This window comes from Novosphingobium sp. NBM11 (assembly GCF_015390225.1).
In the GTDB taxonomy this organism is placed as follows: domain Bacteria; phylum Pseudomonadota; class Alphaproteobacteria; order Sphingomonadales; family Sphingomonadaceae; genus Novosphingobium.
Genome location: NZ_VUOG01000001.1, coordinates 2,183,632 through 2,209,246, shown reverse-complemented (window position 1 = coordinate 2,209,246; position 25,615 = coordinate 2,183,632). Strand labels below are relative to the sequence as shown.

The window sequence follows — 25,615 nt, the reverse complement described above, 5'->3', positions numbered from 1 at the left end:
CCATCCGATATAAAGGTTTCTTTATGTGTGTGCGTCTAGCGCCACCGGCGGCGGCTGGCAACCAGCGCGATGCAAAGAAGAACTCCGGCCCAGCAAAGCGGGAGCAGGTTACCCATCCGCGCGAACAGAGTGGGCGGGTGGACGGGCGGCACAAAACCGTCGAGCCTCCCGGCATGGTGCGATGGCAGGAACTGGCGCACCGCCCCGTCGGCATCGATCACCGCGCTGATGCCGGTGGTAGTGGCGCGCAGCACCGGCATGCCTTCCTCGATCGCGCGCATCCGCGCCTGCGCCAGATGCTGCGGCGGCCCCCAGCTTCCGAACCAGCCGTCGTTGGTGGGGTTGAACAGGTAATCGGGGCGGTTGCCGCGATCGATCACGTGGCCGGAAAAGATGATCTCGTAGCAGATCTGGAAGCCCGCCTTGCCCCATCCGCCATCCGCCACCGGGCCGAAATCGACCGTGCGCGGGCCGGGGCCGGCCAGGAAATCGACACTGCCCGCCACCAGCCGCGACAGGCCGATCGGCTCCAGCAGCTCCCGCATCGGCAGGTATTCGCCATAGGGCACCAGATGCGCCTTGGCATAGCTGCCCCGGATCGCGCCGGCGCCATCGAGCGCGGTCACCACGTTGTAGGCACCGGTCACCTTGCCCCGCGTGAAGACCAGATCGGCCGCGCCGGTCAGGAGCAGGCCGCGCGCGCCGATCACGCGCCCGATCCGCGCGCGCGCCAGCGCGGGGTCGGCGGCATAGGTCGTCTCTTCGTACCAGCGGCGGGCATAGCCCGGCCGCAGATAGTCCGGCACGCCCGATTCCGGCCACAGCACCAGCCGCGTCCGGCGCGGATCGGGCGCGAGCGAGAGGCCGGCGGTCACGCGGAACTGGTCCTCGAAGGTGCGCGGATCGTTAAGGTCTTCCTGCCGCGTGTTGGGCTGGACCAGCGTGAAGGGCAGCGTGCCCTGTTCCGCCCCGCCGTGCAGCGGCAGCAGGAACAGCACCACCGGCAGCGCGGCGTGCAGGCCCGCCGCTACCCAGCGCCCCGCGGCGACAGCACGGCCCGCGAACAGCCACTGCGCGGCCAGCAGGATCACCAGGGCGGAAAGCCCATACGTGCCGGTCCACGGCGCCGCCATGGCCAGGCCCGGCCGCGTGAATCCGCCCAGCGCGATCATGCCCAGCGGATTCCACGCAAAGCCGGTGAAGGCCCAGCCGCGCAGCCACTCGCTGACGATCCAGCACGCGGCGAAAGCCGGAACCAGCGCCGCCCGCCCGCCCCGCCCCAACCAGCGTCGCGACAGCCACCACGCGGCCAGCGCGCCCAGCGCGGGAAACACGGCGAGGTAGAGCGCGAGCAGCACGACCGCGATCCAGCCCAGCCACGCCGGCATTTCCGCCTGGTACGTGAACGCCGTGGCGATCCAGTTGTTGCCGAGCGTAAAATGGCCGACGCCGAAGGCCCAGCCCAGCAGAGCCGCGTGCCGCGCGCTGCGCGCGCCGGCGAGCAGGTGCATCAGCCAGGCCAGCCCGGCCAGCGCCAGCGGCCACAATGCCAGCGGCTGGAAACCGGTGGCGGCGATCGCGCCCGCAAGCACTGCGCCTGCCGGACTGTGCGACCAGATGCCCGGCCATTCCGGCAGGGGGCGATGAATCGGGGAGCGACGCGTCATCGCGCCCGCTATGGCGAGCGCGACGCGCGACCGCAAGCAATCACCCCGCCGGTAGGATTCCGATCACGGGGATTGCGGTAATCAGGCTTCGGAGACTTCCGGCGCAGGGTTCTTGCGCGGACGGCCACGGCGCTTCGGAGCAGGGGCGGCGTCCTCGGCCGCTGGAGCCTCGATCGGCAGCTCGGGTTCGCTGCGCGCACCGATCGCCGGCGGCAGGATCGCCGCGTCGAATGTGGGCGCAGCCTCGGCCTTCTTCACCGCCGGTTCGCGGCGCGGACGGCGTTCGGCGCGCGGACGGGCGGCCGGTTCTTCGGCAGCCACCGGCGCTTCCTCAGGCTGCTGCGCCGCGGGCTGTTCCTGCTGGGCACGGCGTTCGCCACGCGGGCGCAGGCCACGCGCCGCGCGGGCATCGCGCACGAACGGGTTGTCGGAAGGGCCGGCCATCGGCTCGCCCTCATCGGCCCGAACACCCTCGTCCACGCGGAACGGATCGGCCTGCTGCACATCGGCGGAAGAGGCCTCGTCCTGCTGCGCCGTCTCGCGCTCAAAGCGGCGGCGCGGTTCGCGATTGTCGCGCCCGTCCCGGCTGTCCCGGTTATCGCGGCTCTCGCGGTTGTCCCGGCCTTCCCGGCTGTCACGGGGCTCGCGCTGTTCCCGCGGTTCGCGGAACTCGCGCTGCTCGTCGCGGCGCGAAGGCGCGCGATCGAACGCGGGGAAATCGCCTTCCACGCTGAAATCGAGCGAATCGTCGTCGCCCTCCGGCTCCTGCCAGCGTTCGCCGTTGCCGCGCTGGCGCTGTTCTTCCTGCCGGACGCGGGTATCGGCGATCACACGGAAGTAGTGATCGGCGAACTGGAGATAGTATTCGGCCTGAACGCGGTCGCCATTAAGGTGCGCGTCCTGCGCCAGCTTGCGATACTTCTCAAGCAGCTGGGGGGCGTTGCCCCTGGCGCGACTGTCAATGCGGTTGAGCTGCTGACCGCCACCCTGAGCACGGTTGTTACCGCGACCCCGCCGGCGGTTGTTACCACGATTGTTATTCAACTCAGGCACTTCCTTGCTTGGGGCGGCCCCATTGCAACGTCCGTTGAATCAGAATGCCGCACAACCCTCCGCCACAGTCCCGGCCTTCGGAACGTGGAACCCAGCATCTGCTTTCGGCCGACCCGGAAAGGCCGGTCTTTCCTGCAAATGGTGGAACTGGCCGGGACGGGAAGCCTTCATCCGTCGCCCTGCCTGACAAGCCTCCTAATCGGCGGACGATGCCTTGCCAAGCGAAATCTTGGGTAAAATCGCCATTTCGAGCGCGCGCGGACGACCGCCCAGATCGCGATGCAGCCGCGCCGAAAGACCGGCCCCCGCGGCAATCGCGGCGACCGCTTCGGCCTGCCGCCAGCCGATCTCGACCAGCGCGACGCCGCCGGGCGCCAGCAGCCCCGGCAGTTGCGGCACCAGCACGCGGTAGGCGTCGAGTCCCTCCGCCCCCGCGAACAGCGCGCCGGCCGGTTCGTGATCGCGCACCACGGCTTCCAGCTCGGCCGCATCTTCCACATAGGGCGGGTTGGCGAGGATCAGGTCGAACCGGTCGAGCCCGGATGCCCAGCCCGGCACGTCCCAGTCGCGCTCGTGGAACATGGCCCGCGCCGCCAGCCCGGTGCGCTCCGCATTGCCGGCAGCGACGGCCAGCGCGCCGGGCGAACGGTCGATGCCCACCCCCCGCGCCTCGGGCAGCGCGCTCAACACCGCCAGCAGCAGCGCGCCCGAACCGGTGCCGCAATCGAGCACGCGGTGCGCAGCGGGCCGGGCGGCAAGCGCCGCTTCCACCAGCGTTTCGGAATCCGCCCGCGGGATCAGCACGTCGGGCGTCACCGCTAGGTCCAGGCTCCAGAACTCCGCATGGCCCATGATGTAGGCAACCGGCTCGCTCGCCCGTCGCCGCGCGAACAGCGGCTCGAACGCGGGCGGCGCGGGATCGCGCATGTGGCGCAGCAGCAGGTCCGACCGCGATACGCCCAGCGCGTGGGCCATCAGCAGTTCCACGTCGAGCCGCGCGGTCGATGCGCCCGGCCCCAGCGCCGCGGCGGCATCGCGCAGCCGCTCGGCCACGGTCATGCGTCCATCGCCGCCAGCCGCTTGGCCTGGTCCTCGGCGGTCAGCGCGTCGATCAGCTCGCCCAGCCCCGGCCCTTCGAGAATCTCGGGCAGGCGGTGCAGCGTCAGGTTGATGCGGTGGTCGGTCACGCGCCCTTGCGGGAAGTTGTAAGTGCGGATGCGTTCGGAGCGGTCACCCGATCCCACCATGGCCTTGCGCGCTTCGGCCTCCTCGCCCTGCGCGGCTTCGCGCTGCGCCTCGAACAGGCGGGCGCGCAGGACCTGCATCGCCTTGTCCTTGTTCTTGTGCTGGCTGCGCCCGTCCTGACAGGTGACGACCGTGCCGGTGGGCAGGTGGGTGATGCGCACCGCCGAATCGGTGGTGTTCACATGCTGCCCGCCCGCACCGCTGGCGCGATAGACATCGATCTTGAGATCCTTGTCCTCGATGCGGATGTCCACCTCGTCAGGTTCGGGCAAGACGGCAACGGTCGCGGCGGAAGTATGGATGCGCCCGCCCGATTCGGTTACCGGCACGCGCTGCACGCGGTGGACGCCGCTTTCGAACTTCAGCCTGGCGAAGACGCCGCTGCCGGTGACGTTGGCAACGACTTCCTTGTAGCCGCCCAGATCGTTGGCGTTGACCGAGACGACTTCCACCCGCCAGCCCTGCTCGGCGGCGTACTTTTCGTACATGCGGAACAGGTCTGCGGCGAAAAGCGCGGCCTCGTCCCCGCCGGTGCCGGCGCGGATTTCGAGCATGGCGGGGCGGCTGTCCGCCGCATCGCGCGGCAGCATGGCGATGGCCAGGCGATGCTCGGCCTCGGGCAGGTCGGCGCGCAACCGGGCCAGCTCTTCCTCCGCCAGCTCACGCATGTCGGGGTCCGGCTCGTCCAGTGCCGACAGGCTGGCCAGCTCGCCGCGCATCGCGCCGACGGCAGCGGCGGCCCGCGCCACCGGCTCCAGCTCGGCATAGTCACGGCTGGCGGCGATGAACTCCGCGCCCTCAAGTGTCCCCGAAGCCAGCCGCGCCTCCAGCTCCGCGAACCGCGCGCCGATCTGGGCAAGGCGGGTGTCGGAGATGCTCATGCGGCGCGCCTCGCAATCACGGTGGCCACCAGCGTCATCCCGGGCTTGACCCGGGATCCCGGTCCCCAGCCACAAACCACGCGAATGCAATCGAGACCCCGGGTCAAGCCCGGGGTGACGAAGATATGATTTTCCAACAACTTCATCATTCTGCAGTTGTTGGGAAATCAAAGGCATCAAGCAGCGCTTGAACCCTGCCCAGCTCGACGACCCCAGGATTGAGCACGCGATGGCTTCGTCCAGCGACACCATCGCGAATATCAAGCGAAACGATTTCGGCCGGATTTAACTTCTTCGCACGGTCAAAGCGTTTGCGAGGGCTTCCTGTCACGAGCAGCTCAGTAGCAAGTCCAGCGCGACGAAAGTGCGCAGCCAGGCTGGCGGCTTCAATGTCCCGATCTCCATTTTCCGATACAACCGCGACCGCGGGCAAATCGGCAGCCATCCCGCCCGCATCCCCCACCAGCATCGCCAGCCGCTCGACGCCCGCCGCCCAGCCGACGGCCGGGGTGTGCGGCCCGCCCAGCGTCTCGATCAGCCCGTCATAGCGGCCGCCGCCCAGCACGGTGCCCTGCGCGCCCAGCCGGTCGGTGACGAATTCGAACGCGGTGTGGCGGTAATAGTCCAGCCCGCGCACCAGCGCCGGCGCGCGCGTCCAGGCGACGCCCGCCGCGTCCAGCCCGGCGGTCACCTTGCCGAAGAAGTCCTGTGCTTCGGCCCCGAGGAACGCATCGATCTTCGGCGCGTCCGCGACGAAGACCTTGTCGCGCGGGTCCTTGCTGTCGAGGATGCGCAGGGGGTTCTTTTCCAGCCGCTCCTGCGAATCCTCGCTCAGCTCGCCCTTCACGGCGCGGAAGTATTCGATCAGCGCGGCGCGCCACGCCTCGCGGCTTTCCGCATCGCCCAGCGTGTTGAGCTGCAGCGTCACCCCATCGGCGATGCCCAGTTCCTTCAGCAGCTGGTCCGCCATCACCAGCAGTTCCACGTCCGCCTGCGGCTCGGCCGCGCCGATCACTTCGGCGTCGAGCTGGTGGAACTGGCGGTAGCGGCCCTTCTGCGGCCGTTCGTAACGGAACAGCGGCCCGTGCGTCGCCACCTTGACCGGGGCATATTGCTGCCAGCCGTTGGTCAGGTAGGCGCGGGCGAGGCCGGCGGTGAATTCCGGGCGCAGCGTCAGCGATTCCCCGCCGCGATCCTCGAAGCTGTACATTTCCTTGGACACGACATCGGTCGTCTCGCCCAGCGAGCGGCTGAACACGGCGGTCTTTTCGAACACCGGCATTTCCGCGCGGCGGAAGCGGTACAGCTTGCGCACGCGTTCGAAGGTCTCGACCACGAAGGCGAAGGCTTCGGCGTCGGCACCGAAAATGTCCTGCGTGCCGCGAATGGCCTGGGGCGTCTGAATCTGGCTCATGGCCCGCGCGATTAGCCGCATTGTGGTCCCACGAAAAGGGCACTCGGCAATGGTTGCGGACGGAACCGGTTCGCGCCATGAAGGCGCCATGGCAAAATCCTTCAAGACCCCGGCCCTTCTCGCCGCGCTTCTCGTCACCGCTTCCGCCCTTCCGGCCCATGCCCAGGTCCAGCCGGCCACCAACACGAAGCCGATGGCGGTGCCCATCGTGCGCCAGGTGCCCGATCCCGAGGACAAGCCGTTTCCCGGCACCATCCGGCTCGACATCGACGCCACCGACGTGACGCGCGGAGCCTACCGCGTGACCGAGACGATCCCGGTTCCCCCCGGCGCGACGCGGCTGACGCTGCTCTACCCGCAATGGCTGCCCGGCAACCACGGCCCGCGCGGGCCGCTGTCCGAACTCGCCGACGTGCGCTTCACCGCCGGCGGCAAGGTGCTGACGTGGACGCGCGATCCGGTCGAGGTCTATGCCTTCCATGTCGACGTGCCGGCCGGCACGCCCGCGATCGAGGCGCGGATGGTCCACACCTCGCCCTTGCGCGATTCCGAGGGCCGCGTGACCATGACGCGCGAAATGCTGAACCTGCAGTGGGAGAAGATGTCGCTCTATCCCGCCGGGCACTATGTCCGCCAGATCCGGGTGCAGCCCACCGTCGCCGTGCCCGAAGGCTGGACGGTGTTCACCGCGCTTGATGGCAAGAAGCAGGCCGGCAACCGCGTGAGCTGGGACGTCACCGATTACGAGACGCTGGTCGATTCCCCGATCTTCGCCGGCCTTCATGCCCAGCGCTTCTTCCTCGGCAATTCGGTCTGGCTCGATGCCATTGCCGACAAGCCCGAGCTGCTGGCGATAAAGCCCGAAAACCTCGCCACCTACCGCGCGCTGGTGGACGAGGGGCTGGCGCTCTACGGCGCGAAGCATTTCGATCACTACGACCTGCTGCTGGCGCTGACCGACCGCATGGGCGGGATCGGGCTGGAGCACCACCGGTCGAGCGAGAACCAGTACGAGCCGCGCACCTGGATCGACTGGGCTGCGAACGACTGGGACCGCAACGTCATCCCGCACGAATTCTCGCACAGCTGGGACGGCAAGTTCCGCCGCCCGGCCAAGCTGTGGACGCCCGATTACCGCCAGCCGATGCAGGACAACCTGCTGTGGGTCTATGAAGGGCAGGACCAGTTCTGGGGCTATGTGCTGGCCGCGCGGTCGGGCGTGCAGACCAAGGATACCGTGCTGGGCATGCTGGCCAACAACGCCGGCCTGTTCACCCAGTATCCGGGCCGCGAATGGCGTTCGGTGGAGGACACCACGCACGATCCCGTCTTCGCCGCGCGCAAGCCCAAGCCGTTCAGTTCGCTGGCCCGCAACGAGGAGTACTACACCGAAGGCGCGCTGGTCTGGCTGGAAGCGGACCAGATCATCCGGCAGGGCACCGCCGGCAAGAAGGGGCTCGACGATTTCGCCAGGGCCTTCTTCGGCATCCGCGATGGCGATTGGGGCGTGGTGCCCTACGAGTTCGAGGACGTGGTTTCCACGCTCAACGGCGTGTTCCCCTATGACTGGGCCAGCTTCCTCAAGACCCGCATCCAGACGCCCGGCCAGCCCGCGCCGCTCGGCGGGATCGAGCGCGGCGGCTACAAGCTGGTGTGGAAGGCCGAACCGAACCCGTTCGACAAGGCCCGCGCGGCGGACAGCAAGGCGCTTTCGCTCTACCATTCGATCGGCGTGACGATCGACAAGGACGGCAAGGTCACCTCCTGCCGCTGGGATAGCGCCGCGTTCAAGGCCGGCGTGGTCAGCGGCGTGCAGATCGTCGCGGTCAACGGGCTGACCTACGATCAGGATACGCTGAAGCAGGCGATCACCGCCGCCAAGACCGACGCCGCCGGCGGCGCCAAGCCGCTGGACCTGACGATCCGGCGCGACGACCGCGTCACCACGGTGTCGATCGATTACCATGACGGGCTGCGCTGGCCCTGGCTGGAACGCGCCGCGCCGGGCACCGCGCCCACCGGGCTGGACATCCTGCTCTCGCCCAAGCGAACGACGCGCTAGCGCCATGGTTTCGGGAACGGGAACACGGTGGGCGCTCGGCCAGCGGTTCGCTCCGGCGCGCTTCGTCCTGTTCCTGATCCTGAGCGTGGCGGGCTTCGCCGGCTGGCGCAATCTGTTCGGCGGGCACGGCATGGCCGATTCGCTGGCGATGGGCTTCGATTTCGGCGCCACCGCCTTCCTAGTCTCGCTGTGGCCGCTGCTGCGCGAATGCGATGCCGCCGCAATGCGCCGCCATTCGGAGGAAAACGACGCCAACAGGGTGGTGGTGCTGGCCATCACCACGGTGCTCACGCTGGTGGTGATGGCGGCGATCGCCGCCGAACTGCCCAGCGCCAGCGCGGGCAACCACATAGGGCTGGTCAAGCTGGTCGGCACGCTCGTGCTCACTTGGCTCTTCGCCAACATGGTCTATGCGCTGCACTACGCGCACCTCTACTACGTGCGCGGCGGCGATGACGGGAAGGACACCGGAGGCCTCGATTTTCCAGGCACGGACACGCCGGACTACTTCGATTTCGCCTATTTCGCCTTTACCCTGGGCATGACGTTCCAGACATCGGACACCGCGATCACCAGCCAGGCGATCCGGCGCATCGTCACGCTGCATTCGTTCGCCGCGTTCGTGTTCAACATCGGGGTGATCGCTTTCACCATCAACGCGCTGGGCGGCGGCCATTGAGCCGGCCGATCCGATCGATTTCCTGGCGATAAGTATTGTTGCGGCGCACAACGCGCGACGCTAGAGGCGGCTCCATCGTGTTCGAACCGGCCGCCGTTTCGGGGCCAAACCATAGGCAAACCATGCGCATCGACCTGATTCCGACTGGCGACAACCCGCCCGAGACTCTCAACGTCATCATCGAAGTGCCCACCGGCGGCGAACCCGTGAAGTACGAATTCGACAAGGCTTCGGGCGCGCTGTTCGTCGATCGCATCCTGCACACGCCGATGCGCTATCCGGCAAACTACGGCTTCGTGCCGCACACGCTTTCGCCCGACGGCGATCCGCTGGACGCGCTGGTGATCTCGCGTTCGCCCTTCATCCCCGGCTGCGTCGTGCGCGCCCGTCCCATCGCGGTGCTGAACCTGGAAGACGAAGCCGGCGGCGACGAGAAGCTGGTCTGCGTGCCCGACGACAAGACCTTCCCCTACTACTCCGACGTCGCCGAGAAGGACGACCTGCCCGGCATCGTCATGGAGCAGATCGAGCACTTCTTCACCCACTACAAGGATCTGGAAAAGAAGAAGTGGGTGCGCATCGGCACCTGGGGCGGCGCCGACGACGCCAAGCGCATCACGATCGAGGCGATCGAACGCGCCAAGGCTGCCAAGACCGCCAAGGTCGACTGACCCTTTGCGGACCGACCCGCCGCCTCACTCGGTGGGGCGGCTGGCGTCAAGCAGATCGCGGCCCTGCGCATTGCCCGCGCGCTCGCGATCGACCATCGTTGCGATATGATGCTCGGGCGCCACGCTCTCGGCGCCGGCGGCCTGGACCGGCGGCGCCTCGGCCTTTGGCGCCGCTTCGCCGGCATCCTGCTCCATGCGCACGTGATAGACCGTGTCCGGCAGCGCGAAGCCCTGCTCGCGCAGCGCGCGCCGCACCGCCTCGATCACCAGCGTCCGCGCCTTGCCGAAACCGGTCTGCGTCTGGTCCACCCAGCCGGTGAAGCGCAGGACCTGCGTCGCGCCGTCGATGCTGACCACTTCGGTTGACGGCTCCGGCGCCGGCAGCACGAAATCCTGCCCGCGCATCGCCTCCAGCGCCACCGCGCGCGCCGTCGCCGGATCGGCGGCCGGATCGATCCCCACCTCGAACGCAAAGCGCCGCGTCGGGTTCGTGGTGAAATTGACGATCACCGCCTTGAACACGGTGCTGTTGGGAATGCGCAGGTGGTTGCCATCCAACGTCATCAGCACGGTGGCGCGGCTGGTCAGGCGCACCACGCGGCCTTCCCACGAATCGATCTTCACATGGTCGTTGGCGCGGAAAGGCTGGCGGATCGAGAGCATCAGCGACGAAATGTAGTTATCGATGGTGTCCTTGACCGCAAAGCCCACCGCGATGCCGAACACCCCCGCGCCGCCCAGCACCGCGCCAAGCAGCGCCGTGGCTCCCACGATGTCGAGCGCCAGCACGATCCCCGCCACCACGAACGTGAAACGGATCGCGCTGGCGAGCAGTTCGGCCAGGAACGGATTGGGCGCGACGCGGTGCCACAGGTTCTTGCGGGCAGCGATCGCGTAACCGAGCATCCCGATCAGCACCGCCACCGCGATCGACACGCCGATCAGCGGCAGCGCTGCGACCAGCCCGGCGAACTTGCCGCGCGCGCCGCTCAGCGCCGGGTCGAGATTGCTGTCCACGGCCAGATTGCGGGTCACGCGGTTCTGCACGGTCACCACGCCGGCCACGCGCCCGGCGATCGCCTGCGCCTGGGCGATCGCGTTTTCGTCGGCCACCTGCCCGCTGAGCGTGACGACGCCGGAGGCCACGCGCACGTCGATCCCGTTGAGGCTTCCGATCTCGGCGAAGATGCCGCGGATGCGCGCGGCGATCTGCGCGTCGGCATCGGCCGAAACGGTGGAGGCGATCGCGCCGCCGGATGCGGAGGACGACGTGCTGGCGGAGGGCGATGCGCTCTGCGCGGCAACCGGCCCGGCCGGCATCATCGACGCGGCCAGCAGCGACAGGATCAGGAAAGGCAGGCGAAGGTGTGAAACGCTAGAAACGGCCATATGCGCCCAACAGCGCGCCGGTCGGGCAAAAGTTCCCCGCCGGCCCCGCCCCATGGCCCCGGTGGCCTCAATGCTGGCCTCAATCCCCGGCAATGCTGAGGCCGTCGATGCGCAGCGTCGGCACATCGATGCCGCGATGAATGTCGAGATCGTCCGCCGCAACCAGCGCCGCGAACATGTCGATCAGGTTGCCGGCCACGGTGAATTCGGCCACCGCCCCGGCGATCTCGCCATTGACGATGCGGAAGCCCGAAGCGCCCCGGCTGTAGTCGCCGGTCACGCCATTCACCCCCTGCCCGATCAACTCGGTCACATAGACGCCGTCGGCGATGTCCGCCATCAGCGCCTGCGGCGTGACCGTGCCGGGCTGGAGCACCACATTGCTGGCCGTGACGTGCGGCGGCCCCGAAGCCCCGCGCGACGCATGGCCGGTCGGCTCCGCGCCAAGCTGACGGGCCGAGGCCGAATCCATGAGCCATCCGGTCAGCCGCCCGGCCTCCACCAGCGCGCGCGGCGCGGTCGGCAGACCTTCGCCGTCGAACGGGCGCGAACGCAACCCGCGCGGCCGCAGCGGATCGTCGAGAATGGTGATGGCGGAGTCGAACAGCTGCGCGCCATCGCGATCAAGCAGAAAACTGGCGCACCGCGCGATCGCCGCGCCCGATATCGCGCCCAGCAGGTGCCCGACGAGTGATCCCCCGACGCGAGGATCGAACACCACCGGCATCGTTCCGCTCTTGAGCTTGCCGGGGTTGAGCCGCGCCACGGCGCGGTCTCCGGCGCGGCGGCCGATTTCGGCGGGGGGCAGCAGGTCGGCGGCATGGCGGCCGCTGCGCCAGCTGTAATCGCGCTGCATCGCGCCGCCTTCGCCGGCCACGACGGACGCCGACAACCCGTGGCTGGTCGCGGCATAGGCCCCGGAAAAGCCATGGCTGGTAGCGAGCGCGACCACGCCGCGCCCAGCGCTGGCGCCCGCGCCTTCGCTGTTGGTCACGCCCGCAACCGCGCGGGCGGCGTCTTCCGCCTCCTCGGCCGCGGCGCGCAGGTCCTGCGGCGAACGCTCGGCGGCGTCTTCCAGATCGAGGTCCGCGAACGGGCCTTTCGCCAGCCGGTCCCCCGGCGCGAGGCCCGCATACTTGTCCGCGGGAGCCGCCCGCGCCATCGCCACCGCGCGTGTCGCCAGTTCGTCGAGCGCGGCATCGCCGAGGTCGGTCGACCCGATCGAGGCAGAAGCGCCGCCGACAAACACGCGCAGGCCGATATGTTCGGACTCCGACCGCTCCACATCCTCCAGCGCGCCGAGCCGGACCTGCACCGATTCGCTGGCGTTGGCGAGATAGATCGCATCGCCCGCCTCCGCGCCGGCGCGCACGGCGCGTTCGATCAGCGCGTGGCAGCGCTCCTGGGCTACGGCGGGGGACAACATGGTTCGGCCTCTCGGATGGGGCGCGGAGGGGTGCCGCGCAAGCGATCAGGCCACGGCGTCTAGCCCGCCCGATTCACGACCGCAATCGCGGGCTTGCCGACCGGGCAAGGACGCTCTCTTCAGAACAGCGCGGCGATCAGCTTGAACAGGCCGGTCAACAGGAACGGCAGCCCGATAGCCAGCAGCCAGATCGAAACCTGATCCTTGCGGAACGCCACGCGCCGGTCCGGATCGGCGGCTGCGGCATCGCCGATATGCTCCCAGCGCCGTTCGAAGCGGCGGAACATAGGAATGATCGCCCCTACCAGCACCACCAGCGCCAGCATCGGCAATGCGGAAGCGCTGTCCCCCTCGATCGCCTGCATGGTCACGAAAATCTGCAGGCCGGTATAGACCAACAACGCATAGGCGACCGTGTCGCTCATCCGCTTGCGCCAATCCAGTTGGCCCCGACTGCGCCCGACGGAGAAGGCCTTGCCCATACATCCTTCCTTCTAGGTCCGTTTCCGGGAATAGATCACGCAATCCTGCGTGTTTCAAGGCCAAACGGGCATTTATCGCGCAGGGCATACCGCCGGAAGCGGCGACCATGCACAAATCCTGCCAGTTATGCCGGAAGCTCCCCCAAGTTGCGCGCGAGGGGTTTGATCGCGCGCCAGACCCGGCTATGGCGGGTCAGCGACCGGAAACGGCAGAACCGTAAACAGTTCAGGCGGAACCGCATACAGATGACAGCCCTTGCCGACACCACGCCCGCGGACAGCGGGCATACGCCGGGATCGGCCCCAGGATCGAACGACACCTCGCCTCCCTTGCCGCAGGGCGGACTGGAAGTGGTGTCGATCGCCAAGAGCTACGACAAGCGCGCGGTCCTGACCGATATATCGCTGTCCGTTGGCAAGGGCGAAGTGCTGGGCCTGCTCGGACCGAACGGCGCGGGCAAGACCACGTGCTTCTATTCGATCATGGGGCTGGTCCGCCCGGATTCGGGCCGCATCCTGCTGGATGGCGTGGATATCACCCGCCTGCCGATGTACCGCCGCGCGATCCTGGGCCTGGGCTATCTGCCGCAGGAAACCTCGATCTTCCGGGGCATGACGGTGGAACAGAACATCGCCACCGTGCTGGAACTGATCGAACCGGACAAGGCCACACGCATGGCCGAACTCGATCGCCTGCTGGACGAATTCGGCCTCACGCGGCTGCGCACCAGCCCGGCCATGGCGCTTTCGGGCGGTGAACGGCGCCGGTGCGAAATCGCCCGCGCGCTGGCCGCCAAGCCCTCGATCATCCTGCTCGACGAACCCTTCGCCGGGATCGATCCGCTATCGATCAGCGACATCCGCCATCTGGTCAAGGACCTCAAGCGGCGCGGCATCGGCGTGCTCATCACCGACCACAATGTCCGCGAAACGCTCGACATCGTGGACCGCGCCTGCATCATCTATGGCGGGCAGGTGCTGTTCGCGGGCAGCCCCGAAGCGCTGGTGGCCGATCCCAACGTGCGCCGCCTCTATCTGGGCGAGGGCTTTACGCTCTGATGCGCGGGGCGGGGGAACACTGAACGATGGCGCTGGGTCCGCGCCTCGACATACGGCAAACCCAGTCGCTGGTGATGACGCCGCAGCTCCAGCAGGCGATCAAGCTGCTGGCGCTGTCCAATCTCGAAGTGGAAACCTTCATCGGCGAGGCGCTGGACGCCAACCCCCTGCTCGAGATCGGCGAAGCGGCCGCGCCGCCCGATCCCTTGGACGGTCTGCCCGAGGAAGCCCGGCGTACCCAGCTTGAAACCTCCCCGGTCGACCAGCTCGTCAGCGAGGGCCGGGTGGAAGAGGATCGCCCGCTGGACATCGACGTCACCGCGCTCGATCGGGACCGCGATACCGGCGATCTCCCGGATTACGGCTCGGGAAGCGGGGCGGCCGGCGCGGCGGCGGGCGGCGAAGGCCCCGGCATCGACGAACGCGGCGATTTCGACGAGACGCTGGCGCAGCACCTCCATGCCCAGATCGGCGCGGCGACGTCCGACGCGCAGCTCCTGTTCGTCGCGCGCTGGCTGATCGACCAGATCGACGAGGCCGGCTACCTCACCATCACCCTGGCCGAAGCCGCCGCCGACCTCGGCGTGCCCCCCGCCACGGCGGAAGCGGCGCTGGCGCTGGTGCAATCGCTCGATCCCACGGGCGTCGGCGCGCGGTCGCTGGCCGAATGCCTGGCGCTGCAGGCGCGCGAGGCTGATCGCTACGATCCCTGCATGGCGCGGCTGATCGACAACCTCGACCTTGTCGCGCGCGGGGAGTTTTCCCGGATCAAGCGCATGTGCGGCGTGGACGACGAGGACTTCGCCGACATGCTGGCCGAGCTGCGCGGCTATGATCCCAAGCCCGGCTTGCGCTTCGGCGGCGGCGGTGCGGAAGCCGTGGTGCCGGACATCCTGATCCGCGCGGTGCCACGCAAGGACGGCTCGGTCGATTGGGACATCGCGCTCAACCAGGCCACGCTGCCGCGCCTGATCGTCAACCGCAGCTATTACGTGGAAATGCGCGGCGCCTGCGTCAGCAAGGAAGCGCGCGGCTGGCTGGGCGAAAAGCTGGCCGACGCCAACTGGCTGCTGAAAGCGCTGGACCAGCGGCAGAAGACGATCCTGAAAGTGGCGGCCGAGATCGTGAAGCAGCAGGACGGGTTCTTCCGCCACGGCGTCTCGCACCTGCGCCCGCTGACGCTGCGCGCGGTGGCGGAAGCCATCGCGATGCACGAATCGACCGTCAGCCGCGTGACCTCGAACAAGTACCTGCACTGCGATCGCGGCACGTTCGAGCTGAAGTACTTCTTCACCTCGGGCGTCGCTTCGGCCGATGGCGAAGGCGCGGTATCGGCCGAGGCGGTGAAGGCGGCGATCCGGCAACTGATCGACGCCGAGGATCCCAAGGCGATCCTGTCCGACGATGCGCTGGTCGATCTGCTGAAGCAGCGCGGCTTCGATCTCGCCCGCCGCACGGTCGCCAAGTATCGCGAGGCGATCGGGCTGGGCAGTTCGGTGCAGCGCCGCCGCCAGAAGGCGCTCGCCGGGGTGCGCTGAGCGGCTATTCCGCCGCTGCCATCCCCGCTCCCGCCAATCCGGCGTCCGGGCGCTCGGCCAGCATGTGCTGGATCATCTGCTGAAGATCCGCGTCATAGCGCGCCAGCACCAGCCGGTCCTCGGCCGTATCCCAGTGCGTCACCAGTTCGCGCCCGTTCCACCAGTGCAGCGCATAGGCTGGCGGATCGGCGACGATCAGGTTGCGCTGGTCGGGCACGTCGGGATCGATCGGCCGCAAGTCGAGCGCGACCTGCGGCGCGGTGGACGGGCAGGTCGCCACGATCACATGCTCCCACCGCGTCGCGCTGGCGCGATGGATGTGGCCACAGACCAGCCCTGTCACGTTGTCGCGCCCGCGCAGGCAGGTCGCCAGCCGCTCCACCCAGGGTTCGGCGGCGTCGGTGTTCATCCACGGAATGCCGGCCTCGATCGGGGGATGGTGCTGGACGATCAACGTGGGCTTGACCGTGTCCTCGTCCAGCCGCGCGGCAAGCCATGCCGCGCGCTCTTCGCAGAACGCGCCGCCGTGCCGCCCTTCTTCCAGCGTATCGAGCACGATCAGCCGCAGCACCGGGCTGTCGATCACGTATTGCAGGTAATCCCCGGCAAACGGCGCTTGGGGAAAGACCTCGCGAAACGTCGCGCGCTCGTCATGGTTGCCCAGCGCGAAGTGGACGGGAAACGGCAGCCCGGACAACGCCTCGCGCAGCCGTTCGTAGCTTTCCCGGTCGCCACGATCGACCAGATCCCCGGTGGCCAGCAGCAGATCGGGCCGCGGGTCCATCTCCAGCAAGGCCTGGACCGTGCGGTCCAGCCGCAGCCGGTTGAATTCGTCCGGCGTATCCGGCTCGAACCCCAGATGAATGTCCGTGATCTGTGCGATCAGCATCGCCCCGCGCCCCCCCAAGCCCGCTTACTTCAGGGATGCCGGCCCCCACCGCCGGGGCCGGTCGGCCACGGCGGTGTGAATCGGATCCTGCGGACGCTTCCTGTCCCGTTCGCCTTTCGGCTGCCACGGTGCGCCGCTGTCCATGTGATAGGAATGGCACATCGCGCAGCCGGAATCGACCGGGTCCTTGACCTTGGCCGAAGCCAGGTGTGCTCCCCCCTCGCCCACATGGCAGCTGCGGCAGCCGCCGGGGCCGTCCATGCCGGGGACGAGCAGGTCTGAAGCGTCGTTCGATTGCGGCGCGCGGGTGTGGCACGCCACGCAATCGGTCTTGCGGTGATCCTTGTGATCGAACCAGCCGGTGTTGTAGTAGCGCCCGTTCTGCGCCACCGGCTGGATCGCGAAGCCATCGGTGGCCGCCGTGCCACCGCGCGTCACGGTATGGCAGTCAAAGCACATGCCGCCCTTGGAGAAGACCTGCGCGATCGCCTGGTCGGCGCGGGTGGGATAGAACCGCACCGCGCGGGCATAGTCCGCCGCGCTGGCGCGCAGCGCCGCATCGCCGGGCACCCGCCGGGCAAGGCCCGAAAGGTTCGCCGGCCGCGCGGGCGCGGTGCCGCGATAGAACGCGCGCAGGTCGGCCACCACCATCGCCGGTTCGCCATGGCGCAGCGACCGGAACGTGCCGCCCACTTCGTCGAAGTTCAGCGAATGGCAGCTCTGGCAGGCTTCTTCCATCACCACTGGCTTGAACCGCGCGCCGCCCGAATCGGTCTTGTGGCAATCCTGGCAGCCCAGCGCCTCGCCGCTGGCGAAGCGGCCGGGGCGGCGGCGCACCATCTGCGCCACGCCGTTGACCTTCGACAGATGCTGGGCGTGCGTGAACTTGAGACCGTTCGGCTCGCGCAGGGTCGGGCTCCACACCGCGCGCTGCAGCAGCGGCTTCGCACCGTTCATGCCGACGATCACCGTCGGCCTGAACTGCGGGTGCGCCGTCCCGAAATCGGCGGCATCGGCGATCTTCGTGTCGGTCAAGCGCGTCTTCAGCCCATCATGGCAGTCGGTACAGAACTGCTGCCGGGTGGCCGGCATAGCACCGGCCCCCTCGTGTTCGGTGTGACAATCCACACAACGGCCGGCGGGACGGTTGAAAGCGGTCGCCACCGCGCGCTGGAAGGCGGCGAAGCCGTGCGGTTCGCCGCGCGCGCGCACCAGCCGCGCCGCGTCGGGGATATGCTGGTGCGCATCCTGCGTGTGGCAGGTGAGGCAGGCATTGTCGCGCACCGCCACGAACGCCTTGACGTGGCAGGCCTGGCAATCGTTCTCGAGATTCTTGTGCGCCAGGCTGAGATGGCCGGATGACCAGGCCTTGTCGGCGTGGAAGCCCGCGGGGCGGCGATCGTCCTTGTGCAGCGCCAGCGGCTTGTACGTGGCATAGCTCCAGATCGGAAAGGCCAGGAACGCCACCAGGATCAGAATGGCAAAGCTCCAGGCCGACATCCGCTTGCCCGGCAGCAGACCTTTCAGCGTATAGGCACTGCCGAGATCGACATCCTCGGCCGATTCCGAAACCGCTTCCACCCGCCGCACCGAAAAGACCGGTAATCCGGTGTCCGCGTCGCGCGAAAGCTGGATGCGATGGCCGCCGAAGCCCAGTTCGGCGCCGGTGGCGATGTCCAGTTCGCGCCGGTTGACGCTGCGGCCGTTGACGTCGAACGGCTGGTCGCCGATCGATTCGATCAGCAGCCGCTGGTCATCGATCCGCGTGACTCGCGCATGGCGCGGATCGACGGCAAGGTCCGGCAAGTGGATGCCGCAGGCCGCGTCGCGGCCGATGGTCAGTTCATCGCCGTCCACGCGGGAGCCGCGAACGATCTCCTCGCCGCTGGACTTGAGCGCGATCTGGCGGATCAGGAAGCTCATGGAGGCGCTCACCAGTAGAAGAAGACGCTGACGATATGCGCGGAAAGCGCGGCGAGCAGCGCGAAGGTGACGGGGACGTGGACGTAGAGCCAGGCCTGCAGCCAGGTCTTGAGGCGCAAGTGCTTGCGCAGCCGCCCCAGCATGGCCTCCTTGCGCGTAAGCAGCGCGTCCACCTTGTCCAGCGGATCATCGGCGGTGCGCGCGCGGTAGGCCCGCATCCGGCGCAGTTCCGCCGCCGCCGCGCGCGTGGCGTCGCGCGCGTAGCGCCCAGTCACGCGGTTCCAGAAGGAGCCCGCGAAGGGGTTCTCCTCCAGGCTGCTGTTGACCAGCGCCGCCGCCTGCGGATCGAGCGGCTGCGCCGCATCGTGAATCTGCCGGTCGAGCGACCGCAGCGCTTCCACCATCTGCTTCTCGGTGATCGCGCCTTCCTCGTCATAGCGGTTGTCCGACAGCGCGCTGGGCAGCGTGGCATAGACCCAGATGCCGAACAGGCCGGACAGGATCACCAGCATCATCAGCGCCCACGCCAGCGTGTGCACGTTCCAGCCGAAGTGGAAACCCGAATGCAGCGTGCCCACCACGATCAGGCACAGCCCGAGATAGACATGCGCCGAGGTCCATGCGCGCAGCGACCAGCGGCCCGGCGTGATCGCGCGCTTGCGCACGCCCAGCAGCGTCAGCCACAGGATCAGCAGCGCGCCCAGCGTGCCGAGCGTGTAGCCCAGCCAGCTCGATCCGAAATGCTGCCCCGGCAGCGGCACGAACACGTACAGCGCGATCAGCACCACCGCGAGCAGCGCGGATATCTTGAGCCACCGTCCGTTGCGATAACGCAGGAAGCCTTCGTGCGTGCTGGTCCGGTCGCGGCTGGTGCGCGGACGGCGAACCTTGCCGGCCTTTTCCGGCCCCTGGGCAACGCTTGCCATGGTCAGGCCTCCTCGTTCTCGAGCCGGGCGACGGTCAGGAACTCGTCGGGCGAGACGCGGATCGCCGCGCCGGTGGGGCAGGCCCGCACGCAGCTGGGGCCGCCGTCGATCCCGGCGCACATGTCGCACTTGATCGCCTTCTTGCGGTCGAGCAGTTCGTCCACCGCCGGATCGCCGGTGTACTTGGTGTGCTTCTTCGACCACTTGTAGGAAGGCTCGCCCGGCCCGGGGCCGCTGCCGAAGAACAGCCACGACCATAGCGAAGGCTTCTTCGGCGGCACTTTCTCCATGCGGATCACCCCATAGGGGCAATTGCGCTGGCAGTTGCCGCAACCGATGCAGGTATCGTTGATCGAGACCTCGCCATCCGGCCCGCGCTGGATCGCGTTGGGCGGGCAATCGGCCATGCAGTGCGGGTGCTCGCAGTGGCGGCAGCTGGTCGGCACGTGCAGGTGGGCAAAGCTGCGCCCCGCCTCGCGGTCCAGCCGCGACAGGCCGTCGTGACTGTCGGCGCAGGCCTTCTCGCAGTTGTCGCAGCCCACGCACAGCGTCTCGTCGATCAACAGCACGTCGGTCGCCTCGCCCAGCCCCTGGCTGACGAGGAACTTGGCCTGCTCCGAATAGAGATCGACCACGCCCGAAAAGCTGTCCTTGCGCGATTCGATGAAGGCGTTGGTCTTGCGGCGGCCTTCCATGTCCTTGCGCGCGCGCTCCAGCAGCGTCGGCTTCGCCGCCAGCACGCGGGCGAAGGCATCGCCATCGATGCGGATCACTTCGGACTTGATCGCCGCGCGTACCGTCGCGGTGCGCTGGCCGCCATCGATCAGCGCCATCTCGCCAACGTAGGAGCCGGCCGGAAGGTAGGACAGGAACACCGGCTTGCCGCCGACTTCCTTCTCCACGATCATCGATCCCACGCGGATGACGAAGACATCGCGATCCTCGTCGCCCTCGCTGATGATCGGCTTGCCCGCCGGCACCTGTTCGATCCGCGCGGTTTCCACCACTTCGCGGATATCGTCGGGCGTCAGCCCCGATCCGAACATCTGCAGGACCTGCCGCTCGGTGGAAATACGCTCGATCGCCCGCCGCGCGGTCGGCACCTGGCTTTGCAGCTTGAGCGCGGCGTTGCGGCTGATTTCGACGCAGATCGTATCCTCCGCCGCCACGATCGTCGCGCCGCGCCGACGGCCGGAAATGAGGCCTACCTCGCCGAAGATCGTGCCTGCGGGAATGGGCACGACCCGCGAGGGATCGTTCGGATCGATGCGGACGTGGACCGATCCCGAAGCGATCGCGAACAGCGAGGACCCCGGATCGTTCTTCTCGAAGATCACCTCGCCCCTGCGATAGGCGCGGGCATCGGAATCGAGCATGAATTCGCGCAGCTGCAGCGTGGTCATGCCTTCGAGGATGGTGATCCGCGTGCGCAGGAACTCCAGCCATTCGGTGACCGACCGGTTGCCCGGCAGATCGCGGAACCGCGCTTCCAGCAGCGGTTCGTCCGCCGGCTTCAGCGTGGTGTTGCCGTTGATGAACTCGATGACGTCATAGCCCTGGTTCATGCAGTGCTTGATCAGCGGATAGCCCGCCAGCGCGCCGATCACGAAGATGCCGGGCGCGGTCGATTCGAACTGCGGCGAAAGCGTGGGGAAGGCCAGCCGGTCGGCGCTGGCGAACGCGATGCCGCAGCCTTCGACGAAGGCGCGCGGCGGCGCCGAACCGATGCGCGCGATGATCCGGTCGCAGCGGATCTTTTCCTCGCCATCGCGCGTGGACAGGGTGATCCAGCCCGGTTCGACCGCCTTGGTCTCGGTTTCGTAGCGGATCGTCAGCCGGCCTGCCGCGTCGTCCTCGACCAGCGCCTTGGCGTTCGGCTCCTTGGCGGTGGGGAAGCTTTCGCGCACGTTGGTCGATTTGGGCGCGCGGTTGAGCACGGTGACGACATTGCCCTGCGCCGCATCCTCGACCAGGCCGCGCGCGTTCTCGATCCCCGCGTCGCCGGTGCCGATCACCACGACGTGCTCGTCGAGAATCGCGTAAGGGTCGTCGAGCTGGTAGGTCACGTGCGGCAGGTCCGCGCCGGGGCAGCGCAGCAGGTTGGGATTGCCCTGCGTGCCGATCGCCAGCACCACGTTTTCGGCCAGCACCGTCTCGCCGCTGGTCAGCTCGATCGCATAGGGCGGGGCATGGCGCTGCAGCTCGGTGGTGGTCGTGGACCCGTCCCGCGCGCGGGAAACGATCTGCTGCACCGAGCCGGGGATCGCTTCGCTCGTGCCGCGAATCGCCTTCACATCGGCGTTGTATTTCACATTCACGCCCAGCTCGGCGGTGCGGCGGTTCCACTTGTCGAGGATGTCCTCCTTCTTGCCGGCGTCGAACTCCTGGTCGGACCGCAGGATCAGCTGCGATGGCGTGGCCATCACGTGCTTGCCCTTCTGGTATTTGTAGATCGTGTCGGAGAGATGGCCCGATTTTTCGAGCAGCACATGGCTCAGCCCGAGCTGTGCCGCACGGCTGGCCGCGCTCATGCCCGCCGGGCCGGAGCCGATGATCGCAACTTTGTAGACTTCGCTCACCGGTGTGCGTCCCCCGCAACACGAAAGCGGACCTCTGCGGGTTCCTGCTTTCCATCAACCGATTTGCGACCCCAATTCGCGCGGACATTAGCGGATGAACCGGGCTTTGCCACCCGCAAATTCGCGGTGCCGCATACAAGGGGGGTGGACCGGGGTGGAGTGGGTTTGGGCAAGGACGCGCCGGCCGCTTCCGGGCCGCCGTAGCAAGGGCCGCCGCGCATCGCCTTGCAACATGGTGCGCGAGCGCGATATGCGGTTGCAGCGCAAGAACGCCGCAAGGAGATTTCGATGACCGAGGCCGAGCAGTCTCCTTCCGCAAGTCCCGCCCTCGAAAGCCCGGCTCCGCAGGCCGCGGGCGGGGCGGGCTGGTTGGGCAAGGTGCTGCTGGCGGGCGCTGCGGTCATGGCCATCGCCGCGGCGGGCGTCGCCATCTATCGCGGGCAGAAGCAGGAAGCCGCGGTAGTCGCGCCGGCGACGGCCGATGCCAGCCAGGCGCCTTCGGTCGACGATGTGATCGCCAAGCTGGAGGCCAAGCTGAAGGCCGATCCGGAAAACGCCGAAGGCTGGCGCATGCTGGGCTGGTCCTATTTCCAGACCGAACGCTATGCCGAAGCCGCGACCGCACTGAAGAAGGCGACCCGGCTCGATCCCGATCACGCCGAAACCTTCTCGTTCCTGGGCGAGGCGCTGGTGCTGGCAAGCGACAGCGAGGGGCGGATCCCCCCCGATGCGCAGGCCGCGTTCGACCGCGCGCTGCAACTCGATCCCAAGGATGCACGCGCACGGTATTTCAAGGCGGTGGCGATGGACCTTTCAGGCCAGCACCGCCGCGCGATCGACATGTGGTTCGACCTGCTGGCGGACACCCCGTCCGACGCGCCCTATGCCGACGATATCCGCGACGTGATCCGCAACGTGGGTCAGAAGTACAAGATCGACGTGGACAAGCGGCTGGCCGAAGCGCGCTTCGCGGCGCCGGCCGCCGGCATGGTTACCGATGGTGCGCAAAAGGCGGCCTCCGGCATTCCCGGCCCGACGGGCGATGAAATGAAAGCCGCCGCCGGTCTGCCCAAGGGCCAGCAGGAGGCGATGGTGCGCGGCATGGTCGACGGGCTGGAGGCAAAGCTCGCCCAGAACCCCGGCAATCCCGATGGGTGGATCATGCTGATGCGCAGCCGCATGCAGCTGGGCGAGCCGGGCAAGGCCGGCAAGGCGCTGCAGGATGGCCTGGCCGCGTTCCGCAACGATCAGGCGGCCAGCCGCCGGCTGCGCGAGGCCGCCGCCACTCTGGCCGTTCCCGGCGCCTGACCGCCGCCGGCGGTTTCCGCCATCCGGCCCCATCGTTTCCAGCGCCTGTTGAAAACCCGCGCGACTCGCCGCGATTGCGGCATTTACGCGAAATTAACCTTTAATGTTCATTGGTCCTATGGTTAATGTCGGACAAGAGCGTTTGACGAGGGATTAACGCTGCCATCCTGTTATGGCGAGAAGGGGCGGTTGTATGCGTGTGCTGCTGATCGAGGACGAGCCGACCACGGCCAAGGCAATCGAGCTGATGCTTTCGGCCGAAGGTTTCAACGTCTATTCAACCGATCTCGGGGAAGAAGGCCTCGATCTCGGCAAGCTCTATGATTACGATATCATCCTTCTGGACCTCAACCTGCCGGACATGCACGGTTACGATGTCCTCAAGAAGCTGCGCGTCGCCAAGGTGCAGACGCCGGTTCTCATACTCTCCGGCATTTCGGAAATGGATTCGAAGGTGCGCAGCTTCGGCTTCGGCGCCGACGACTACGTGACCAAGCCCTTCCACCGCGAGGAACTGATCGCCCGCATCCATGCGGTCGTGCGCCGTTCCAAGGGCCATTCGCAATCGGTCATCCGCACCGGCAAGCTCTCGGTCAACCTCGATGCCAAGACGGTCGAGGTCGATAACGCGCGCGTGCATCTGACCGGCAAGGAATACGCGATGCTCGAGCTGCTCTCGCTGCGCAAGGGCACCACGCTGACCAAGGAAATGTTCCTGAACCACCTTTACGGCGGGATGGACGAACCCGAACTCAAGATCATCGACGTGTTCATCTGCAAGCTGCGCAAGAAGCTGGCGCACGCCTGCGGTGGCGACAACTACATCGAAACCGTCTGGGGCCGCGGCTATGTGCTGCGCGATCCGGACGACAAGCTGGACGTCGAGGCCGCCTGATTTCCCGCCCTCATTTCCCGCAGCGTCTGTTCCTGACGAAAGCGGTCCGCTCCGGGGGGTGCGGGCCGCTTTTCGTTTGCGGGCGCTCCCTCCCCCCTCCCTGCTCCCCCCTCCCCAACGCATCGCCGGTCTGCTAGGCGCGCCGCTTTACCGACCAGCAGGCCCCGTTTCATGACCGCGCACAAGTCCGGCGATCCCACCACGCTAAACCGCCTCTACGGACGCGCCAAGGGCAAGCCCCTGCGCCAGGGCCAGCAGGCGCTGGTCGATACCCTGCTGCCGCAGATCGCCGTGCCGACGGACGGCCCGGTCACTGCCGAACGCCTGTTCGGGCACGATCGCCCGCTCCATTTCGAAATCGGCTTCGGCGGCGGCGAGCACATGGCCGCACGGGCCGACATGCTGCCCGATCACGGCTTCATCGGCGCCGAACCCTTCCTCAACGGCGTGGCGCAGGCGCTGACGCACCTTGACGGCGATGGCGGCCGGCACCCACCCATTCCCAACGTGCGCATCCATCACGGCGATGCGCTGGAGGTGCTGGCGCGCATTCCCGACGGCTCGCTCTCGTTTCTCTACCTGCTCCATCCCGATCCTTGGCCCAAGGCGCGCCATGCCAAGCGGCGGATGATGAACGACGGCCCGCTGCGCCTGTTCGCGGCCAAGCTGAAACCGGGCGGCGAATTCCGCTTCGGCACCGACCACGCCATCTACCTGCGCCATGCCCTGATGGTGATGCGCCGCCATCGCGATGCGTTCGAATGGCTGTGCGAAAAGCCGGCGCAGTTCCAGAAGCGCCCCGGCGGCTGGCCGGAAACGCGCTATGAGGCCAAGGCGCGCAACGTCTACGGCCACGAGGTCTGGTATTTCCGCTATCGCCGCCGTCAGGAAGGCTGAGGCGACAGGGTTAACCTCAAAATAACCAAGCATGGCGCATGATCCAGCATGCCGGTCCCCCCGGAGTCGCGGGGACACCAAGGCAGGAGCTGGTTCATGTCGAACGCCGACACCGCTACGCTGATCCTGACCGAGATGCGCGAATTCGCGAGCTTCTCGGCCGCCGAACAACGCTATATCCGGCGCAGTCTGGATGTCGGCCTCGGCCGGCAGGACGCGTTCCGCCTGTGGGCGCGCAGCGGCGAGGAAACCGCCTCGATCCGCGCGCAGTACGTGATCTATCAGGATCTCAAGACGCTGCGCACGGTCCTGCCCGAAGGGCCCGGTCCCGACGGCCTCGAAAGCTTCATGGGCAAGCTGATGCGCGTGACCGCGTTCGATCTGGGGCAGGAACGGCTCAGCTGCTTCTCGGCCTATCGCTTCCTCTACGAACGCCTGCTGGGCGCCGAAGTGCGGCCATGGCTGCCGGGCGCGTTCTGCGGCGCCGCAGCGCTGCCGCAGATCCGGCCGGAACGGCGCAAGGGCCTGCTCCAGTCGATCAGCGAAGCCGCCGCCACCGCGCCGGGCTGGTCGCCCCGCGCGCCGAAGTTCTATCCAGAATTCGTCGAACTCGAAGCCGCCTGATAACGGAC

Annotated in this window: 21 protein-coding genes; 9 read left to right on the top strand and 12 right to left on the bottom strand. The window is 67.9% G+C overall.

Annotation, left to right across the window (positions count from 1 at the left end; genetic code table 11):
- Positions 1 to 35 precede the first annotated feature (35 nt).
- The 5 genes from lnt to hisS form a co-directional block, all read right to left on the bottom strand.
- Positions 36 to 1,667, bottom strand: coding sequence for an apolipoprotein N-acyltransferase (lnt, locus tag F1640_RS10555; RefSeq protein WP_194919093.1), 1,632 nt, complete (start codon positions 1,665 to 1,667; stop codon positions 36 to 38).
- 81 nt (positions 1,668 to 1,748) lie between these two features.
- Positions 1,749 to 2,711 carry a DUF4167 domain-containing protein gene (locus F1640_RS10550; RefSeq protein ID WP_125954319.1) on the bottom strand — a complete coding sequence of 321 codons (963 nt, stop codon included), beginning with the start codon at positions 2,709 to 2,711 and terminating at the stop codon, positions 1,749 to 1,751.
- A 204-nt stretch (positions 2,712 to 2,915) separates the two neighbouring features.
- Entirely contained in the window at positions 2,916 to 3,779 is an 864-nt protein-coding gene (gene prmC / locus F1640_RS10545; RefSeq protein WP_194919092.1) for a peptide chain release factor N(5)-glutamine methyltransferase, read from the bottom strand.
- Positions 3,776 to 4,846 carry a peptide chain release factor 1 gene (gene prfA, locus F1640_RS10540; protein WP_194919091.1) on the bottom strand — a complete coding sequence of 357 codons (1,071 nt, stop codon included), beginning with the start codon at positions 4,844 to 4,846 and terminating at the stop codon, positions 3,776 to 3,778. The genes prmC and prfA overlap by 4 nt, the downstream gene beginning before the upstream one ends.
- Before the next feature lie 145 nt (positions 4,847 to 4,991).
- Positions 4,992 to 6,260 carry a histidine--tRNA ligase gene (gene hisS, locus F1640_RS10535; RefSeq protein ID WP_194919090.1) on the bottom strand — a complete coding sequence of 423 codons (1,269 nt, stop codon included), beginning with the start codon at positions 6,258 to 6,260 and terminating at the stop codon, positions 4,992 to 4,994.
- An 88-nt stretch (positions 6,261 to 6,348) separates the two neighbouring features.
- Here hisS and F1640_RS10530 point away from each other — a divergent pair, with 88 nt between their 5' ends.
- From F1640_RS10530 to ppa, 3 genes are all read left to right on the top strand, one after another.
- Positions 6,349 to 8,322 (top strand): M61 family metallopeptidase, encoded by a 1,974-nt coding sequence (locus F1640_RS10530; RefSeq protein WP_194919088.1) that lies wholly within the window; start codon positions 6,349 to 6,351, stop codon positions 8,320 to 8,322.
- Positions 8,323 to 8,326: 4 nt separating this feature from the next.
- Positions 8,327 to 9,001 (top strand): DUF1345 domain-containing protein, encoded by a 675-nt coding sequence (locus F1640_RS10525; RefSeq protein WP_124810108.1) that lies wholly within the window; start codon positions 8,327 to 8,329, stop codon positions 8,999 to 9,001.
- 122 nt (positions 9,002 to 9,123) lie between these two features.
- On the top strand, positions 9,124 to 9,672 hold the full coding sequence (ppa, locus tag F1640_RS10520) for an inorganic diphosphatase (RefSeq protein WP_124810107.1): 549 nt from the start codon (positions 9,124 to 9,126) through the stop codon (positions 9,670 to 9,672).
- A gap of 24 nt (positions 9,673 to 9,696) precedes the next feature.
- On the opposite strand, the gene F1640_RS10515 is transcribed toward ppa, so the two are convergent.
- The 3 genes from F1640_RS10515 to F1640_RS10505 all read right to left on the bottom strand — a co-directional run bounded on the left by F1640_RS10515 (position 9,697) and on the right by F1640_RS10505 (position 12,912).
- Positions 9,697 to 11,061: a mechanosensitive ion channel family protein gene (locus tag F1640_RS10515; protein ID WP_124810106.1), complete on the bottom strand. Its 1,365-nt coding sequence runs from the start codon at positions 11,059 to 11,061 to the stop codon at positions 9,697 to 9,699.
- Between the two features lie 79 nt (positions 11,062 to 11,140).
- A complete protein-coding gene (locus F1640_RS10510) occupies positions 11,141 to 12,487 on the bottom strand; it encodes a TldD/PmbA family protein (protein ID WP_194919086.1) in 1,347 nt (448 codons plus the stop codon).
- A 119-nt stretch (positions 12,488 to 12,606) separates the two neighbouring features.
- Positions 12,607 to 12,912: a hypothetical protein gene (locus F1640_RS10505; protein ID WP_233497431.1), complete on the bottom strand. Its 306-nt coding sequence runs from the start codon at positions 12,910 to 12,912 to the stop codon at positions 12,607 to 12,609.
- 303 nt (positions 12,913 to 13,215) lie between these two features.
- On the opposite strand from F1640_RS10505, the gene lptB reads away from it, so the two are divergent.
- The gene (gene lptB, locus F1640_RS10500; RefSeq protein WP_124810103.1) at positions 13,216 to 14,028 is read left to right on the top strand and encodes an LPS export ABC transporter ATP-binding protein; all 813 of its coding nucleotides are present in this window, start codon (positions 13,216 to 13,218) and stop codon (positions 14,026 to 14,028) included.
- Between the two features lie 26 nt (positions 14,029 to 14,054).
- Positions 14,055 to 15,566, top strand: a complete 1,512-nt coding sequence (rpoN, locus tag F1640_RS10495) for an RNA polymerase factor sigma-54 (protein WP_124810102.1) — start codon at positions 14,055 to 14,057, stop codon at positions 15,564 to 15,566.
- 4 nt (positions 15,567 to 15,570) lie between these two features.
- Here rpoN and F1640_RS10490 read toward each other — a convergent pair whose 3' ends face one another.
- From F1640_RS10490 to F1640_RS10475, 4 genes are read right to left on the bottom strand one after another with little or no spacing between them, the layout of a single operon-like run.
- Entirely contained in the window at positions 15,571 to 16,455 is an 885-nt protein-coding gene (locus tag F1640_RS10490) for a phosphodiesterase (protein ID WP_194919084.1), read from the bottom strand.
- Positions 16,456 to 16,479: 24 nt separating this feature from the next.
- Complete coding sequence (locus tag F1640_RS10485) at positions 16,480 to 18,378, bottom strand: cytochrome c3 family protein (RefSeq protein ID WP_194919082.1); 1,899 nt, start codon at positions 18,376 to 18,378, stop codon at positions 16,480 to 16,482.
- A gap of 8 nt (positions 18,379 to 18,386) precedes the next feature.
- On the bottom strand, positions 18,387 to 19,304 hold the full coding sequence (locus tag F1640_RS10480; RefSeq protein WP_125954312.1) for a hypothetical protein: 918 nt from the start codon (positions 19,302 to 19,304) through the stop codon (positions 18,387 to 18,389).
- A gap of 2 nt (positions 19,305 to 19,306) precedes the next feature.
- Entirely contained in the window at positions 19,307 to 21,883 is a 2,577-nt protein-coding gene (locus F1640_RS10475; RefSeq protein ID WP_194919081.1) for a cyclic nucleotide-binding domain-containing protein, read from the bottom strand.
- A gap of 288 nt (positions 21,884 to 22,171) precedes the next feature.
- On the opposite strand from F1640_RS10475, the gene F1640_RS10470 reads away from it, so the two are divergent.
- The 4 genes from F1640_RS10470 to F1640_RS10455 all read left to right on the top strand — a co-directional run bounded on the left by F1640_RS10470 (position 22,172) and on the right by F1640_RS10455 (position 25,607).
- On the top strand, positions 22,172 to 23,191 hold the full coding sequence (locus tag F1640_RS10470) for a tetratricopeptide repeat protein (protein WP_223806702.1): 1,020 nt from the start codon (positions 22,172 to 22,174) through the stop codon (positions 23,189 to 23,191).
- Between the two features lie 193 nt (positions 23,192 to 23,384).
- A complete protein-coding gene (gene ctrA, locus F1640_RS10465; protein WP_124810097.1) occupies positions 23,385 to 24,086 on the top strand; it encodes a response regulator transcription factor CtrA in 702 nt (233 codons plus the stop codon).
- Positions 24,087 to 24,257: 171 nt separating this feature from the next.
- The gene (locus tag F1640_RS10460; protein ID WP_194919079.1) at positions 24,258 to 24,983 is read left to right on the top strand and encodes a tRNA (guanosine(46)-N(7))-methyltransferase TrmB; all 726 of its coding nucleotides are present in this window, start codon (positions 24,258 to 24,260) and stop codon (positions 24,981 to 24,983) included.
- Between the two features lie 96 nt (positions 24,984 to 25,079).
- Positions 25,080 to 25,607 (top strand): hypothetical protein, encoded by a 528-nt coding sequence (locus F1640_RS10455; RefSeq protein ID WP_136956186.1) that lies wholly within the window; start codon positions 25,080 to 25,082, stop codon positions 25,605 to 25,607.
- Positions 25,608 to 25,615: the final 8 nt, after the last annotated feature.

What these genes read in the sequence shown, in the direction of transcription:
- lnt (WP_194919093.1), bottom strand. Translation starts at nt 1,667, where the DNA reads ATGACGCGTCGCTCCCCGATTCATCGCCCCCTGCCGGAATGGCCGGGC.
- prmC (WP_194919092.1), bottom strand. Translation starts at nt 3,779, where the DNA reads ATGACCGTGGCCGAGCGGCTGCGCGATGCCGCCGCGGCGCTGGGGCCG.
- prfA (WP_194919091.1), bottom strand. Translation starts at nt 4,846, where the DNA reads ATGAGCATCTCCGACACCCGCCTTGCCCAGATCGGCGCGCGGTTCGCG.
- hisS (WP_194919090.1), bottom strand. Translation starts at nt 6,260, where the DNA reads ATGAGCCAGATTCAGACGCCCCAGGCCATTCGCGGCACGCAGGACATT.
- F1640_RS10530 (WP_194919088.1), top strand. Translation starts at nt 6,349, where the DNA reads ATGGCAAAATCCTTCAAGACCCCGGCCCTTCTCGCCGCGCTTCTCGTC.
- F1640_RS10525 (WP_124810108.1), top strand. Translation starts at nt 8,327, where the DNA reads ATGGTTTCGGGAACGGGAACACGGTGGGCGCTCGGCCAGCGGTTCGCT.
- ppa (WP_124810107.1), top strand. Translation starts at nt 9,124, where the DNA reads ATGCGCATCGACCTGATTCCGACTGGCGACAACCCGCCCGAGACTCTC.
- F1640_RS10515 (WP_124810106.1), bottom strand. Translation starts at nt 11,061, where the DNA reads ATGGCCGTTTCTAGCGTTTCACACCTTCGCCTGCCTTTCCTGATCCTG.
- F1640_RS10510 (WP_194919086.1), bottom strand. Translation starts at nt 12,487, where the DNA reads ATGTTGTCCCCCGCCGTAGCCCAGGAGCGCTGCCACGCGCTGATCGAA.
- F1640_RS10505 (WP_233497431.1), bottom strand. Translation starts at nt 12,912, where the DNA reads ATGAGCGACACGGTCGCCTATGCGTTGTTGGTCTATACCGGCCTGCAG.
- lptB (WP_124810103.1), top strand. Translation starts at nt 13,216, where the DNA reads ATGACAGCCCTTGCCGACACCACGCCCGCGGACAGCGGGCATACGCCG.
- rpoN (WP_124810102.1), top strand. Translation starts at nt 14,055, where the DNA reads ATGGCGCTGGGTCCGCGCCTCGACATACGGCAAACCCAGTCGCTGGTG.
- F1640_RS10490 (WP_194919084.1), bottom strand. Translation starts at nt 16,455, where the DNA reads ATGCTGATCGCACAGATCACGGACATTCATCTGGGGTTCGAGCCGGAT.
- F1640_RS10485 (WP_194919082.1), bottom strand. Translation starts at nt 18,378, where the DNA reads ATGAGCTTCCTGATCCGCCAGATCGCGCTCAAGTCCAGCGGCGAGGAG.
- F1640_RS10480 (WP_125954312.1), bottom strand. Translation starts at nt 19,304, where the DNA reads ATGGCAAGCGTTGCCCAGGGGCCGGAAAAGGCCGGCAAGGTTCGCCGT.
- F1640_RS10470 (WP_223806702.1), top strand. Translation starts at nt 22,172, where the DNA reads ATGACCGAGGCCGAGCAGTCTCCTTCCGCAAGTCCCGCCCTCGAAAGC.
- ctrA (WP_124810097.1), top strand. Translation starts at nt 23,385, where the DNA reads ATGCGTGTGCTGCTGATCGAGGACGAGCCGACCACGGCCAAGGCAATC.
- F1640_RS10460 (WP_194919079.1), top strand. Translation starts at nt 24,258, where the DNA reads ATGACCGCGCACAAGTCCGGCGATCCCACCACGCTAAACCGCCTCTAC.
- F1640_RS10455 (WP_136956186.1), top strand. Translation starts at nt 25,080, where the DNA reads ATGTCGAACGCCGACACCGCTACGCTGATCCTGACCGAGATGCGCGAA.